Source organism: Janthinobacterium sp. JF4, assembly GCF_059617925.1.
The window spans coordinates 13,900-27,834 of record NZ_JCAQAV010000054.1; the positions used below are offsets into that span (position 1 = coordinate 13,900).

14 protein-coding genes and 1 pseudogene are annotated in these 13,935 nt (G+C 56.5%); 10 read left to right on the top strand and 5 right to left on the bottom strand.

Translation table 11 applies throughout. The features are described from left to right. Nucleotides 1-63: 63 nt before the first annotated feature. From AC54AF_RS25000 to AC54AF_RS25020, 5 genes are all read left to right on the top strand, one after another. The gene (locus AC54AF_RS25000; RefSeq protein WP_035818194.1) at nucleotides 64-495 is read left to right on the top strand and encodes a type II toxin-antitoxin system RatA family toxin; all 432 of its coding nucleotides are present in this window, start codon (nucleotides 64-66) and stop codon (nucleotides 493-495) included. Further along, on the top strand, nucleotides 488-784 hold the full coding sequence (locus AC54AF_RS25005; RefSeq protein ID WP_496638721.1) for an RnfH family protein: 297 nt from the start codon (nucleotides 488-490) through the stop codon (nucleotides 782-784). The genes AC54AF_RS25000 and AC54AF_RS25005 overlap by 8 nt, the downstream gene beginning before the upstream one ends. A gap of 132 nt (nucleotides 785-916) precedes the next feature. Beyond that, the gene (gene guaB / locus AC54AF_RS25010; RefSeq protein WP_131686012.1) at nucleotides 917-2,377 is read left to right on the top strand and encodes an IMP dehydrogenase; all 1,461 of its coding nucleotides are present in this window, start codon (nucleotides 917-919) and stop codon (nucleotides 2,375-2,377) included. Between the two features lie 69 nt (nucleotides 2,378-2,446). Beyond that, on the top strand, nucleotides 2,447-4,057 hold the full coding sequence (guaA, locus tag AC54AF_RS25015) for a glutamine-hydrolyzing GMP synthase (RefSeq protein WP_101480991.1): 1,611 nt from the start codon (nucleotides 2,447-2,449) through the stop codon (nucleotides 4,055-4,057). 424 nt (nucleotides 4,058-4,481) lie between these two features. Further along, on the top strand, nucleotides 4,482-5,678 hold the full coding sequence (locus AC54AF_RS25020; protein ID WP_496638722.1) for a tyrosine-type recombinase/integrase: 1,197 nt from the start codon (nucleotides 4,482-4,484) through the stop codon (nucleotides 5,676-5,678). A gap of 4 nt (nucleotides 5,679-5,682) precedes the next feature. Here AC54AF_RS25020 and AC54AF_RS25025 read toward each other — a convergent pair whose 3' ends face one another. After that, nucleotides 5,683-6,084: a helix-turn-helix transcriptional regulator gene (locus tag AC54AF_RS25025; protein ID WP_496638723.1), complete on the bottom strand. Its 402-nt coding sequence runs from the start codon at nucleotides 6,082-6,084 to the stop codon at nucleotides 5,683-5,685. Between the two features lie 801 nt (nucleotides 6,085-6,885). Then, nucleotides 6,886-7,671, bottom strand: coding sequence for a DUF1845 domain-containing protein (locus AC54AF_RS25030; protein ID WP_496638724.1), 786 nt, complete (start codon nucleotides 7,669-7,671; stop codon nucleotides 6,886-6,888). Nucleotides 7,672-8,260: 589 nt separating this feature from the next. Between AC54AF_RS25030 and AC54AF_RS25035 the strand changes: the two genes are divergently transcribed. From AC54AF_RS25035 to istB, 5 genes and pseudogenes are all read left to right on the top strand, one after another. After that, complete coding sequence (locus AC54AF_RS25035; protein ID WP_496638725.1) at nucleotides 8,261-8,884, top strand: hypothetical protein; 624 nt, start codon at nucleotides 8,261-8,263, stop codon at nucleotides 8,882-8,884. Next, entirely contained in the window at nucleotides 8,877-9,218 is a 342-nt protein-coding gene (locus tag AC54AF_RS25040; protein WP_496638726.1) for a hypothetical protein, read from the top strand. The genes AC54AF_RS25035 and AC54AF_RS25040 overlap by 8 nt, the downstream gene beginning before the upstream one ends. Nucleotides 9,219-9,228: 10 nt before the next feature. After that, nucleotides 9,229-9,540: a primase-helicase zinc-binding domain-containing protein gene (locus AC54AF_RS25045; protein WP_496638727.1), complete on the top strand. Its 312-nt coding sequence runs from the start codon at nucleotides 9,229-9,231 to the stop codon at nucleotides 9,538-9,540. Beyond that, nucleotides 9,516-10,061, top strand: a pseudogene (locus tag AC54AF_RS25050) (Mu transposase domain-containing protein); the annotation flags it as partial. The gene AC54AF_RS25045 and the pseudogene AC54AF_RS25050, both read left to right, overlap by 25 nt. Continuing rightward, nucleotides 10,054-10,869, top strand: coding sequence for an IS21-like element helper ATPase IstB (istB, locus tag AC54AF_RS25055; protein WP_496638728.1), 816 nt, complete (start codon nucleotides 10,054-10,056; stop codon nucleotides 10,867-10,869). The pseudogene AC54AF_RS25050 and the gene istB, both read left to right, overlap by 8 nt. 299 nt (nucleotides 10,870-11,168) lie before the next feature. Here istB and AC54AF_RS25060 read toward each other — a convergent pair whose 3' ends face one another. The 3 genes from AC54AF_RS25060 to AC54AF_RS25070 form a co-directional block, all read right to left on the bottom strand. Then, the gene (locus AC54AF_RS25060; protein ID WP_496638729.1) at nucleotides 11,169-11,576 is read right to left on the bottom strand and encodes a hypothetical protein; all 408 of its coding nucleotides are present in this window, start codon (nucleotides 11,574-11,576) and stop codon (nucleotides 11,169-11,171) included. 690 nt (nucleotides 11,577-12,266) lie between these two features. Beyond that, nucleotides 12,267-12,770: a hypothetical protein gene (locus tag AC54AF_RS25065; protein WP_496638730.1), complete on the bottom strand. Its 504-nt coding sequence runs from the start codon at nucleotides 12,768-12,770 to the stop codon at nucleotides 12,267-12,269. Nucleotides 12,771-12,935: 165 nt separating this feature from the next. Then, nucleotides 12,936-13,484, bottom strand: coding sequence for a hypothetical protein (locus tag AC54AF_RS25070; RefSeq protein WP_496638731.1), 549 nt, complete (start codon nucleotides 13,482-13,484; stop codon nucleotides 12,936-12,938). Between the last annotated feature and the right edge of the window lie 451 nt (nucleotides 13,485-13,935).

Consider the following 13,935-nt stretch of genomic DNA (forward strand, 5'->3'; position numbering starts at 1 on the left):
CTACTGTCTCGCGCAAGCGCGATAAAATCAAATGTATCCAACATCATAGCAAATGGTTCTTCAATGGCAGTAGTACATAAATCAGTTTTTCTCGGCTACAGCGCCGAACAAATGTTCGCGCTGGTGGCGGCGGTGGAAGATTATCCCAAATTCCTGCCCTGGTGCGGTGCGGTCGAGATTCGCGAGCGGGGCGAGAACACGGTCGTCGCCAGCGTGGGCATACATTACCACGGCGTGCGCCAAAGCTTCACCACGTCCAACGAGAACGTGCCGCCGACCTCCATCAAGATGAAGCTGGTAGATGGTCCTTTCAAGACCCTCGACGGCGTGTGGACCTTCAAGGCCTTGCGCGAAGATGCCTGCAAGATCGAACTGGACCTGCATTACGAGTTTTCCAGCCGCGTACTGGAACAGATCATCGGCCCCGTCTTCGGCATGATCGCCAACAGCATGGTCGATTCCTTTTGCAAGCGCGCGGAGACGGTGTATGGCTGAAGCGGTCATCACGGTGCAGGTTTGCCACGCGCTGCCGGACAGCGCCTTCCTGCGCTCCCTGCGCGTGCCTGCCGGCACCACCATCGGGCAGGCGCTGACGCTGAGCGGCTTGCTGCGGGAAATCCCCGGCATCGACCTGGCCGTCAACATGGTCGGCATCTATGGCAAGAAGAAGCCCTTGGAGACCATCTTGCGCGAGCATGACCGGGTGGAAGTGTACCGCCCCCTGCAGGCAGACCCGAAGGAGGCGCGCCGGCGCCGCGCCGGCGGCAAGCCAGCGAAGGGCTGAGCGGGCTGAACGGTGGCGCGGGCACTGCCTGGCGCGCGTCATTCTTTGCTATTTTCAAATATCTTTTCTATGCTGCAAGGACGGAGGGCGCTTTTTTCTGTATAATCTGCTTTTGCGCCAATAGGAAATGCTATGCGTCTACTTCAAAAAGCACTCACATTCGATGACGTGCTGCTCGTCCCAGCCTACTCCAACGTTCTGCCCGCCGATACGTCCCTCAAAACTCGCCTGACCCGTAATATCACCCTGAATATTCCCTTGCTGTCCGCAGCCATGGATACGGTGACGGAAGCCCGTCTGGCGATCGCGATGGCTCAGGAAGGCGGCATCGGCATCATCCACAAGAATTTGAACCCGAAGGACCAGGCGCGTGAAGTGGCCCGCGTAAAGCGTTTCGAAGCAGGCGTGCTGCGTGACCCGATCACGATTCCGCCGGAAATGAAAATCCGCGACGTGATCGCACTGACGGAACAATACGGCATCAGCGGTTTCCCGGTTGTCAAAGGCAAGGAAGTCGTCGGTATCATCACCAACCGCGATTTGCGCTTTGAAAAGGAACTCGACGCGGAAGCCTCCGCCAAGATGACCCCGCGCGAAAAGCTGGTGGTGGTCAAGGAAGACGCCGATACGGCCGAAGCCAAGCGCCTGATGAACAAGCACCGCCTCGAGCGCGTGCTGGTCGTCAATGACGCGTTTGAGTTGCGCGGCCTGATCACCGTCAAGGATATCCAGAAGTCGACTTCCCACCCGTTCGCGTCGAAAGACAGCCAGGGCAAGCTGCTGGTCGGCGCCGCCGTCGGCGTCGGCGCCAAGGATGAAGAGCGCATCGACCTGCTGGTCGCTGCCGGCGTCGACGTGCTGGTGGTCGACACGGCCCACGGCCATTCGCAAGGCATCCTCGACCGCGTACGCTGGATCAAGACCAAGTACCCGCAAGTGGAAGTGATTGGTGGCAATATCGCCACCGCCGCCGCCGCCAAGGCGCTGGTGGAATACGGCGCCGATGCGGTCAAGGTCGGCATCGGTCCTGGCTCGATCTGCACCACGCGTATCGTCGCCGGTGTGGGCGTGCCGCAAATCACGGCCATCTCGAACGTGGCCGAAGCACTCGAAGGCACGGGCGTGCCATGTATCGCCGACGGCGGTATCCGCTTCTCGGGAGACATCTCGAAAGCGCTGGCCGCTGGCGCCTCGACCGTGATGATGGGATCCATGTTTGCCGGTACGGAAGAAGCACCGGGCGAAGTGATCCTGTACCAAGGCCGCAGCTACAAGTCGTACCGCGGCATGGGCTCGCTGGGCGCGATGTCCGATGGTTCGGCTGACCGTTACTTCCAGGACGCCACCATGAAGGCCGACAAGTTCGTGCCTGAAGGTATCGAAGGCCGCGTCGCCTACAAAGGCAGCGTGCTGGCGATCATCTTCCAGTTGGTGGGCGGCGTGCGTCAATCGATGGGTTACTGCGGTTGCGCCACTATCGACGAACTGCGCGAAAAAGCGGAATTCGTGGAAATCACCTCGGCCGGCATGCGCGAGTCGCATGTCCATGATGTGCAGATTACCAAGGAAGCTCCCAACTACCGCTCTGAATAAGCCGTAGCGACAGACCAGACCGGCGCCTAGTGCGCCGGTTTTGTAATGACCTCAGATAAAGTCCCCATCATGCATTCTAAAATCCTCATTCTCGATTTCGGTTCCCAAGTCACCCAGTTGATCGCCCGCCGCGTGCGCGATTCCGGCGTGTTCTCCGAAGTCTTCCCGTATGACGTCAGTGACGAATTCGTGCGCAACTATGGCGCCGCCGGCGTGATCCTGTCGGGCAGCCACAATTCCACGCTGGACGGCGACTCGCCGCGCGCGCCGCAAGCCGTGTTCGAGCTGGGCGTACCCGTGCTGGGCATCTGCTACGGCATGCAAACCATGGCGGCCCAGCTGGGCGGCAAGGTGGAAAACGGCTTGGTACGCGAATTCGGCTACGCCGAAGTGCGCGCCCGCAGCCACACCAAGTTGCTCAACGGTATTGCCGACTTCGTCACCGACGAAGGCCACGGCATGCTGAAAGTGTGGATGAGCCATGGCGACAAGGTGCTGGAAATGCCGCCAGGCTTCAAGCTGATGGGCAACACCCCGAGCTGCCCGATCGCCGCCATGGCCGACGAAGAGCGCCAGTTCTACGGCGTGCAATTCCACCCGGAAGTGACGCACACGGTGCAGGGCAAGGCCATGATCGGCCGTTTCGTACATGAAATCTGCGGCTGCAAGTCGGACTGGAACATGCCCGACTACATCAGCGAAGCGGTGGAAAAAATCCGCGCGCAAGTGGGCACCGACGACGTCATCCTGGGCCTGTCAGGCGGCGTCGATTCCTCCGTGGCTGCTGCCCTGATCCATCGCGCAATCGGCGACCAGCTGACCTGCGTCTTTGTCGACCACGGCCTGCTGCGCCTGGACGAAGGCAAGATGGTGATGGATATGTTCGCCAAGAACCTGGGCGTGAAAGTCATCCGCGTCGATGCGGAAGACCAGTTCATGGGCCACCTGGCCGGCGTCACCGATCCCGAGCAGAAGCGCAAGATCATCGGCCGCGAATTCGTCGAAGTCTTCCAGGTGGAATCGGGCAAGCTGGTCAACGCCAAATGGCTGGCGCAAGGCACGATCTACCCGGACGTGATCGAATCGGCCGGCAAGGGCAAGAAAGGCCAGACCATCAAGAGCCACCACAACGTGGGCGGCTTGCCGGACACCATGAAGCTCAAGTTGCTGGAACCCTTGCGCGAACTGTTCAAGGACGAAGTGCGCAAACTGGGCGTGGCCCTGGGCTTGCCGCATGACATGGTCTATCGCCACCCGTTCCCGGGCCCGGGCCTGGGCGTGCGCATCCTCGGCGAAGTCAAGAAAGACTACGCCGACCTGCTGCGCCGCGCCGACGCCATCTTCATCGAAGAACTGCGCAACACGCCATACGAATTCGTCGCCGGCCAGGCCGTCGACCCGGACGCGCTGCCGGCGAACTGGTATGAAGCGACGAGCCAGGCGTTCGCCGTCTTCCTGCCCGTCAAATCGGTGGGCGTGATGGGCGACGGCCGCACCTACGAATACGTGGTGGCCCTGCGCGCCGTGCAGACGCAGGACTTCATGACGGCCCACTGGGCGCACTTGCCGCACAGCTTGCTGGGCAAGGTGTCGAACCGCATCATCAATGAAGTGCGCGGCATCAACCGCGTCGTCTACGATATCTCGGGCAAGCCGCCAGCGACCATCGAGTGGGAATAATCTCCCGTCCGGCACCGTAAGGTAACGCCGGGTCAATGAAGCAGCTAAGCCCCTGATTTTTCAGGGGCTTTTTTTATTTTGTCTGGCAAACGCAAGCAACCCACGGCAGAGCCAAGCACGCTTTTTTGTGGGTATTTTTCATGGTATGGCAAGCGTGCATTTGCCGGAGGGGTACTTATACCATCATGGGCACAGGTCGCGATAGATGGTATTTTGATGGTATTTTTTGATCTAAGTGACTGATTATAAAAGATATTTTTTCTTTGGTGAAGAGATGTCACGCTGATGGTATCAAATCCCTTTTACTCCCCCGATTTGCCCTCGATTTCACCTAAAGTGAATAGGTTTTTTTTGTATAAGTATTTGATTTGGTGAGATATTATGAAGTGACGTTGCTAACGTGATGGTACCGAAAGGGTGGATCATGCTCACTGACACCAAGCTGAAAAATCTTAAGCCTGCCGATAAGGCATATAAGGTGCCTGACCGCGATGGACTTTACGCTCTTGTGCTTAAAAGTGGTACCGTGTCGTTTCGCTATAATTACCGCGTACATGGCCGACAGGAAACGCTGGTACTCGGCCAGTATGGTACTTCGGGTTTGAGTCTGCAGGAGGCGAGAGCCCGACTAAGCGAGGCTAAAAAGGAGTTGTCAGAAGGAAAGTCACCGGCTCGCCTCAAAGCGCAGGTGCGGACGCAGGCCGCAGCTGGTGGCCGGTTCGGTGCCTGGGCTGAACAATGGCTGCTCAAGTACAAAATGGCGGAGTCGACGCGGGATATGCGGCGCTCGGTGTATGAACGCGATCTGAAGCGCCCATTTGGCAGTCTCTTGCTGCATGAAATAACGCACAACGAGTTACGTTCCGTATGCGACGCCATCCTCGCACGTGGCGCCCCTGCGACGGCCGTGCACGCGCGCGATATCGTCAAACTGGTCTTCAAGTATGCGGAACAACGAGGACAACAGATAATCAACCCTGCGGATCTGGTCGCTCCCTCATCAATTGCCGTATTTGAGCCGCGCGACCGCGCGTTGGGGGCCGAAGAGATCGCGCTGTTCTACGAACATATCGAATACGTGCAGTGCGCGCCGACCTTGCGCCTAGCTTGCAAATTACTGTTGCTCACCATGGTGCGCAAATCCGAATTGACGGACGCAACATGGAGTGAGGTGAACTTTACCGATGCTCTATGGACCATTCCGGCCCGACGGATGAAGCGCCGCAACCCCCACAATGTCTATCTGTCGCGCCAGGCGTTGGATATGTTCGTTGCGTTGCGTACCTGTGCTGGCACATCCGATTATATTTTGCCATCGCGATATGACCCTGATGTTCCGATGAATGGTGCTTCGCTCAATCGCATCCTGGTGTCAGTCTGCGCCACGGCGCGAGACTGTGGGAAACAACTGGCCGATTTTTCGCCGCACGATTTGCGGCGAACAGCATCGACCCTGCTGCACGAAGCCGGCTACAACACCGATTGGATCGAAAAATGTCTTGCCCACGAGCAGAAGGGCGTGCGAGCCGTGTACAACAAGGCCGAGTATTCGGTGCAGCGCCGAACCATGCTGCAGGAGTGGGCAGACATGATCGACGCCTGGACAAAGCTGAAAGAGTGAGAGACTACCTGAGCGCTTTGCGTGGCACAGGCTGTGCCTGCGGCACCGCTGGCAGGCGTGCCGCCGCTTGCTGTTCTGCGATCCAGGCATCCACTTCCTTGAGATCCCACGCGACCAGGCGCGAGGTAATACAAAAGCGCCGGGGAAATTTTCCTCGTTTTTCGAGGTTCAGGATGGTGCGCTCGCATAACGGCACTTTCTGCAAGAGCTGGCGGCGTTTAATGAGGACCCGGCCAGGTATCCTGAGGTCGCTCTCGTTAAGAGTACGTGCTGCGCGGGACGATCGGCTGGCTTTCTGAGCGGCCTGACGCTGGCGCTTGATGCTGCCGAAAAATTCCCGCTGACCAAAGGCTGGATACACCGAGGGCGCAAAGGGCGATTGGTTCGAAGAGGGATTGTATTTCATGATGAACTGTCTCCATGACCGATGACGGATGATCCTGAGTCATGGTGGCCGTGCTGATCGTGGGCATCAAGTTAAAAACTGGCATATTTTGGTGGTATTTCACGGCAATTGATGGGTGCTGTAGCGGCGGTCGTCAGTGGCATGTAGCCGATTGGTAGTGATCATGATGGAAAGCGTTGGCATGCGAGTGGCCTATGGGACTTTTCCTCCGCTCTGGTCCCTTGAGAGGTGTCTGTATGCGCTGAGTACCTGGTACCTCTCTACGACGATGGTGCCGGCAGCGTAGCCCGGAACAGTAGAGATGGGCGGTCCGCTGGACGGTTTTCAGCGTAGGTACGAACATTTCTTCGAACAGCTGGAGCGTGCCGGCGCAGGACGTCCACTGGATACATACCGGCGCGTGTAGGGCAGTGATGTCAATCGCGATGCAATGGCTTAACCCGTAGGATTCCCGCTCTTCCTCTGACAACGCTCCGCACACCAGCAGAGCCTTGTCGTGGGCATGGCACCACTTGATCAGTTGCCGGACATCCTTCGGGGCGAACCTCGATACCTGCTCGATCACGATCATTGCAATGCCGTTGTGTATCAGGAGTGTGTCCAGGGGAGACATACAGGCGGTCCCTGGGGCCATGCGATAGGCCGGACCAAACGCGGTTTCCATCGCAGCGATACACCATGCCTGGGTCACAGGCAGTTCACTGCAGAGCATCATTTTTATGCACATGGCTTCCTCCGTGCCGGCGCGGTGGTTTGTAGTCTCCCTATCCCCGATGCGGGTAGCAAGGCTTATTAAGCCTGTCAGGGGCTCGCGGACGCCTCTTCGCCCATCTCCGTAGCAGGATCGCTCAAAACGCTCTCAGGGGCCGCATTGGCCTCTGGGGCGCCTGATTGTTGATGTACTCCGTTGAACGCTGTGTGCATGCCGGACCCCTCGCCAGGGGATGCCTGGCTGTTCGGTGTGGTGGCTTTGCGTTCGGATACGGACAGGGCATTGATTCGTTTGAGCAGGCCCAGGGACAGCGCCCGCGTGGTGGCGGTCACTGCACGAACGGTTTTCTTGATCTGCGATTTTTCGGTGATGAGCTGGCTTGTCGAGAGCGCCTCGTCAATGCACAAGGTTTCGAGCATGGGCATGAGCTGGTCGACTTTGCTGATCAATTCAAGTAGGCGCCGGCCGAACATAGAAAACACTTTCGCTTCGATGGCAAGTGGTTCGATGTCATAGCTAGCCAAGTCGGTGATGCCGTGTTGATGGCACAGTTTCTCGAAAGCGACGATACGCTGGTTCGCCAGGGCAATGCGTGCGTCAAGCATGGTGCGCAATTCCTGCTCCACTTTATCGACATCCTCGGCTGGTAATTTCATCCTGGCAAAGACGGAAATAAAATGGAAATTCGCTTGTGATACGTAGAAGCAGCGCAAGTACAAACGCTTGCCTTCCGGACTGGCGAGCGTGATATTGACCTTGCGGCTCGCTGATTCGACGCGCGTCAGATCGGCGGCGGCCTCCTTGGCCAGCAACTTCCTGTTGGTTTCGCCGTGATCACGCGTGACGATCAAATGGGTGGGAGCTGGGTAGTTCATGGTGATGTCCTCGAAAATGCCCACTGGGCTACATAACATGGTGTACTCACCATCCTGTTGATTCAAGAGGAATGCGCGGAGCTTTGGAAGCGTATTTGCGGGTACTGCGTTCGCCATTCGGGCACGTCGATACACGTATGGATGCATACGCAACTGCGTGTTCCCAGTGCCGGTGGATTTGCCAGTAGCATTTTTCGTCGAACCTGCGTTGACAGGCAGGGAAGGGCGGCCTAAAGTATTATCGCAGTAGCTAGCCCTGCATCGTCCGGCAAGCCTTATCAATTGCGCTAAGCGCGCCGCAGCACCGATTGGACCGTTTCCTGTTTCCAGGTTTGACGTCCGCATTCCTGAATAACGAGAGTGTTTTGACGCGCCACGCGCCACGCGCACCGCGCAGTTACGTCAAAGCACTTTGCATGCGTTTTCAGGACGGTAGCTGGCATCCCGCCGAAACGGCATCAGCCGACAGTATCAAGCCAGTCAATTGAAGTTCCAGTGCGTCGTAGCAACCGGATGATCTATTTCCCCCTTTGGGACGATGCGGCCCGGGAGGGAGTTGCCTTGTCCCATTTTCTTGTGCGAGGCAATCATGAGCAGATATCAGATCAACTATTGTCGCGTCCCCCAGGATAGGGACACTTCTTTCCATCATGGCGTGCCGCGCGAACCTGTAAAAAGGGTATCCGCGCGCGAGACGAATGATGACGCGATTGAATTTTCAGAAGAGGAGTTGGTGGCATTGCACTGGTGGCTATTACGCAAAGTGAGCTTGCTCAGCGACCCGCGAACGCCATTGGATGAGAAGTTTGAACTGGTTCGTTGGGTATTCACGGATCCGGTTCGGGATACGCAGCCGTTTTCCTTCGTCAATTGTATGAAGGTGGTGAGTGGCAGTCCGTTGTCGCAGCTACCGTTCATCGGCGCCATCGATGCGCAGGAAGTGCGCGATTGGATTGGTTCCCAGTTGTGCCGCTGGTTTATGAGCGCGCTGCACGCCTACCCAGCGTGGGTCCGTCAGGCGGTACTGGCCAAGCCAGACTGGATTTCCGACAATTTATTCAAGAATCCGCAGTGGATGAATGAGCAGATCAAGCACCATCATCAATCCGATCTTTTTACATCGCTGGATGCAGCAAAAGATGAGGATTGCTTGCGTGCGCGTGTCGGCAAGTCTGGACGCCAGGTAAATACGAAGGGAGGGCGCCATGCTTGATGCCTTCATTGCCGCTGCATTCCCTTCCGTTCGCTTCTGTCGGGTGCGGGACATCGATGAGTTGATTTTCAGGATCAAGGAAAGCGAGATTGTTGTGGGGAAGGCAGGTCGGGTTTTTTACCTCGGTCAAGAACTGCGGTTAATACGCTTGTCCTTAGTGCCGGGCGGTTTTCAGGTCGATCCCCAGCGTGGGCGTCCGGATAGAAGAGCGATGTCCTTCACTGTAAACGAACTGCTGTCTGGGGAGATTGGCGTTGCCATGGATCACGGGTGGCTGTTTACACGCCGTGTGGCATGCATCGAGCCGAGGCAATCCTCTCAGGGACTGACATAGGGAGGGCGACATGAGCAGAGATAAGGAAGAATTCAACGCGCATTTTCAGCAAGTCAAGCAGCGCGCGTTTGGAAGATGGACGGAAATCTTGCTGGCGCTGGGCGTGGATGCGACAGTGCTCAACCAACGTAATCAGCCGTGCCCATTGGGTGACTGCGGCGGCACCGACCGGTTTCAGTACACGGATAAGTTTGGCCACGGCAACTATGTTTGCCGTGGCTGCGGCGCCGGTGGCGGATTCAAATTGTTGATGGGTTGCCTAGGGCTCAGTGCTGTTGATGCACTTGGCAAAGTAGACAGCTGTCGTCCACCTGCCTGGTGACGGTGAGCCGCAACCGCTACTCGGTGCCGTGCGAGTTCGCCGGGCAGATGGTCAGCGCGCGGCTGTATCCGGGGAAAGTGTGCGTCGTCGCCGGCGACGCCATCGTTGCCAGCCATGAGCGCGTGGCCGAGCGCGGCCAGGTGCTTTACGACTGGCAGCACTACATCCCGCTGGTGCAGCGCAAGCCGGGGGCGCTGCGCAACGGCGCGCCGTTCACCGACTTGCCGGCGCCATTGCTGCGACTCAAACAGGGCCTGCTGCGCCACGCCGGCGGCGACAAGGTGATGGCGCAAGTGCTGGCCGCCGTGCCCACGGCGGGGCTGGCGGCGGTACTGGTGGTGGAGTCGGGTGTGCTGAGCGCCGAGCACGTCGAAAATGTGCTGGCGCGGCTCAATGCCGGCCCGGTGCCGGCGACGGTCGAGACCAGTTTGCAATTGAAGGACGCGCCGGTCGCCAACACCGGTCGCTACGACAGCCTGCGCGCCACCGGCGGCGATCTGGTGGAGGTCGATCATGCGTGATATCGCCGCCGAACTGAAGGAGTTGCGCCTGCACGGCATGGTCAGCGCCTGGGACGAATTGAAGGAACAAGACGAGAGCGCGGTGGCGGCGTCGACATGGCTGATCGAACACTTGCTGCAGGCCGAGCATACCGACCGGGCCATGCGTTCGGTCAGTCACCAGATGTTTGCCGCCAAGTTCCCCTTGCATCGCGATCTGGCCGGGTTCGACTTCGCATCAAGCAAGGTCGATCAGCCGCTGGTGCGCCAGCTTGCCACGTTGACGTTTACCGACACGGCGCAAAACGTCGTGCTGATCGGCGGCCCGGGTACCGGCAAGACCCATCTGGCCACCGCGATGGCCGTGTCGGGCATCGCGACCAAGGGTAAACGGGTGCGCTTTTACTCCACCGTCGACCTGGTCAATGTGCTTGAGCGCGAGAAGCGCGACGGCAAGGCGGGCCGACTGGCGCTGTCGTTACTGCGAATGGACCTGGTGGTGCTGGATGAACTCGGCTATTTGCCGTTCAGCCAGGCCGGCGGCGCCTTGCTGTTCCATTTGCTGTCGAAATTGTACGAGCACACCAGCGTCATCATCACCACCAACTTGAGCTTCGCCGAATGGTCGAACGTGTTCGGCGACGCCAAGATGACCACGGCGTTGCTGGACCGGCTGACCCACCATTGCCACATCGTGGAGACCGGAAACGAGTCGTACCGCTTCCAGCACAGCAGCATGGCGGCGAAGGGCAGGATCAAGGCGCGGGAACAGAAGCGCAAAGCGGACAAGGCAGCCCCGAACGCCGCTGGGGAGGATGAAAGCGAGTAAAAACAAGATAATAAAATAAATCGTTTATATCGTTAAATAAAGCGCAAAAGCGGAAGTGGAATTCGTTCCGGGCTTCGCCCTACACGAATTCCACTTCCATATTTGGTACACTTATCCACAGCTGCAACGCAAGAATGCAGCACCTCGCCCTGGGTCAAATTTGGATCGGCGCGGTGGGTCAATTTTAGGTCGGCGCCAACAACTATGGATCAGGGGAGTGTAAGCGACGGGTGGCAATTCACCCCTTCCAAAATGAGTGTCAGCAACTGGATTGCGAACTAAACGGTGGTCACGAGACGCTACCTTAGCCGTAAAAAATAATCCCCTTGAAAATTCGCCTTAACATTTTCTTCGGAGTCAAACATGAAAGTGATCTCTGGAAATTCAGAAAAACCATAGCGGACTTTGGTGGCATTCAGTTCATTTACGAATTTTCGCTGCAACCATTCATTAATGCCGGTTTCTTGATTCCATTGCACATCAGTGTTATTTTGATAAAAAAATAAAACCACAAGTTCTCTATCCCACTCCTCTGACGTAGTAATCAATTCAGTATTCTTGAAGCTTACACCTTTCAAGCGAGCAGCTAGAATAACTTCGTTCAGCGCAAGCTCAATGGCAGAATACGGTGGATACGGATGCTTCATATTGCTCCAAACTACGACGATGGCAAGTTGCCAAATAAGAAAAATTGGAATGCGGCTCACCGCTGTATACCACACCTTACACGGTTCAGTCTCATTAACCAATATCGATGCCAAGACAAGATAGACTAAGAAGGCCTAGGAAAATCTCCGAATATGTCGCCAGCAGATAAGTATCCAGGCAATCGAGAGAAACGTCTGGTGGATATCAGCACGACGGGCAATCCCCCAGTTTTAGAGCGTGCTAAAAGTAGAGGTTAAGCGGCCATGACGAGCATCAGTTTTGGCGTAATACCGTCAGGTGCCATGTCGCGTCTGCCTTGAGCGCAAGGCCACCTCCAGCGCGCAAAGTCCCCGATTAGATCAAGCGTACAGAGCAGAAGATGGGCTAGTTTATCGTAGCCAACTGTGCCGCTATCGCGCGCAAAAGCGGGCGCTCGGCTGGTGCACCCGTCGGCTATGCTATCCTTCGCCGGCAGTTATGGCTGGGGAAGGCCTATTTTTGCTACCGTGGCATGAGTCTCTGCAGGGCAGGGGATAGGCACGTCAGATCGGATCTCGTCGTTGGATCAGGCAGCTACGAAATCGTACACCTGGTGCTATGCAGGACGGCCAGGCTCCTAACACGTTCCATCGACTTTGCATCTTTCAAGAACTATGGATCAGGAAAGTCTAAGGTACCGATGGCGTTTTGCCCCAGTAGCACCGCCCGCTTCCGCCCAATTCGTCGGTAAAATGCGGACCTCTACGGAGTCAACGGGTAACTTCTCTGAATGGCTGTTGACGAAGATAAGGCGAGCGAATTCGTTCGACAAATAGACCTAGATCGCGTGCGATGGCAATCGACCGCTCGCATTTCGAGGGTACTCCGATGTACATGTAGTAGTCATAGCCAAAGTGGACATAGGCCTTACCTGGCACGACGAGTTTTCCCCAGGCCTCTTCGCGAAGGACTAGACGCGCGAAATCGAGGCTTCGAGCAATAGATAGGTTCCCCCGGTGCAGAAAGCCATCTGCGGTGGCGTCGCGACATTCCAATGCCGTCAACTCCAATGACTCGATACCTGCCTCATCCAGGAAACTTTTCATAGCAGACAGGTAGCTATTTTCAACATTCAGATATACCGCCTCAGACAGCATCCCACCGTCAAACACCCGTCCGATATCAGATCGCGAAGTCCAATCGCAACCTGTGTATGCGCCTGTCGGATCTCTCAGCGATGGGTCATATTTTGTTACACGGTATTGATTCTTCATGGTCGCGATTCAGGCAGAAGGGAACTGCGGAAAGCCATCTCTGGCAACGGCTGCTTTTGGCCGATATCGGCCAAGTGCTATAGCGACTTGAATGCTTCCGAGACTCCATCACAGGAACTTCCGCCGCGCTTTCCCCGCCGATGACACAGCCATTTTCGCAGAAGGCTATCTACTGTAGAAATTTAGCTTGGTCCTATAGCTCCACTCATCCCAAGGTACGAGGCCAAAGAACGCATTCATCACCTGAACGAGCAGAAGCGCCGTAAGGTAGAAATCAGAGGTGACTTCCCCCGTACTTAGATTGCGGTAAACCGGTGGCTCACCTTCTTCCTCAATAAACGGCTCTGCTTGCAGCCACGGCAGCTCGAATTTATTTGGCGTTCCTACATCCGTCGTCTTTTCCATGGTGTGAACTCGTGAGCGAACCGTGATGCCGTTTTTAACGATGGCATAGCCAAACGAGCCGCCCGAATCATAATGACAGAAAACGACAATTAGCTCTGGCGCCCCGAGTGCCGCAAATACTGAAGGCTCGAGCGATTGCCCATCGAAGAGAATTTCTCCCGCAATCTCACCGTTATAAAGAAAGGTCGCACCGTTCTTTGACTCGACTGCCACATTGCCAGGCACACGGATATCATGCGCATTTTGCGTTTCTGGCGGCTTGAAAGAGCTACTTCCAAAGACCCTCTGCACTAGCTCCTGCTCGTCCATCGTGAATGCGTTAGGCCGAAATGCCAACCCCGCTGTAGATAATCCCAAACTCAACTCCTTAATGTCAGTGATTGGCAGCTAGTGGTAACGGTCCGAATCCAAATATACCAGTAGCCGCCGAAGAGCATAACGAATTGCCAAACGAAAAAAACACACATTGTCACATGAACGCGAATGTATGTTTTGGGCAGTATCCAGCCCATCGTCCATGAACTATATCGGGTCTAAGTCCTTGGGAAATTGGCTGGCTCGCTGCCACTGCTCTTGATCGAGGTCTTCCGTTAAGTCACGCAGATGCCAAGCCCTGTTCAAGTGCGTAAACACATGGCCGAGGTCAACGCGAAGATTTACCTCACCATAGTCAACCTGGCTACTCATCTCCGATATGAGCGTAGCTGTTTAGTTTCGTGCGATCATATTCCTCGTCGCAGCATGGCCCTGTTCCGGGCCA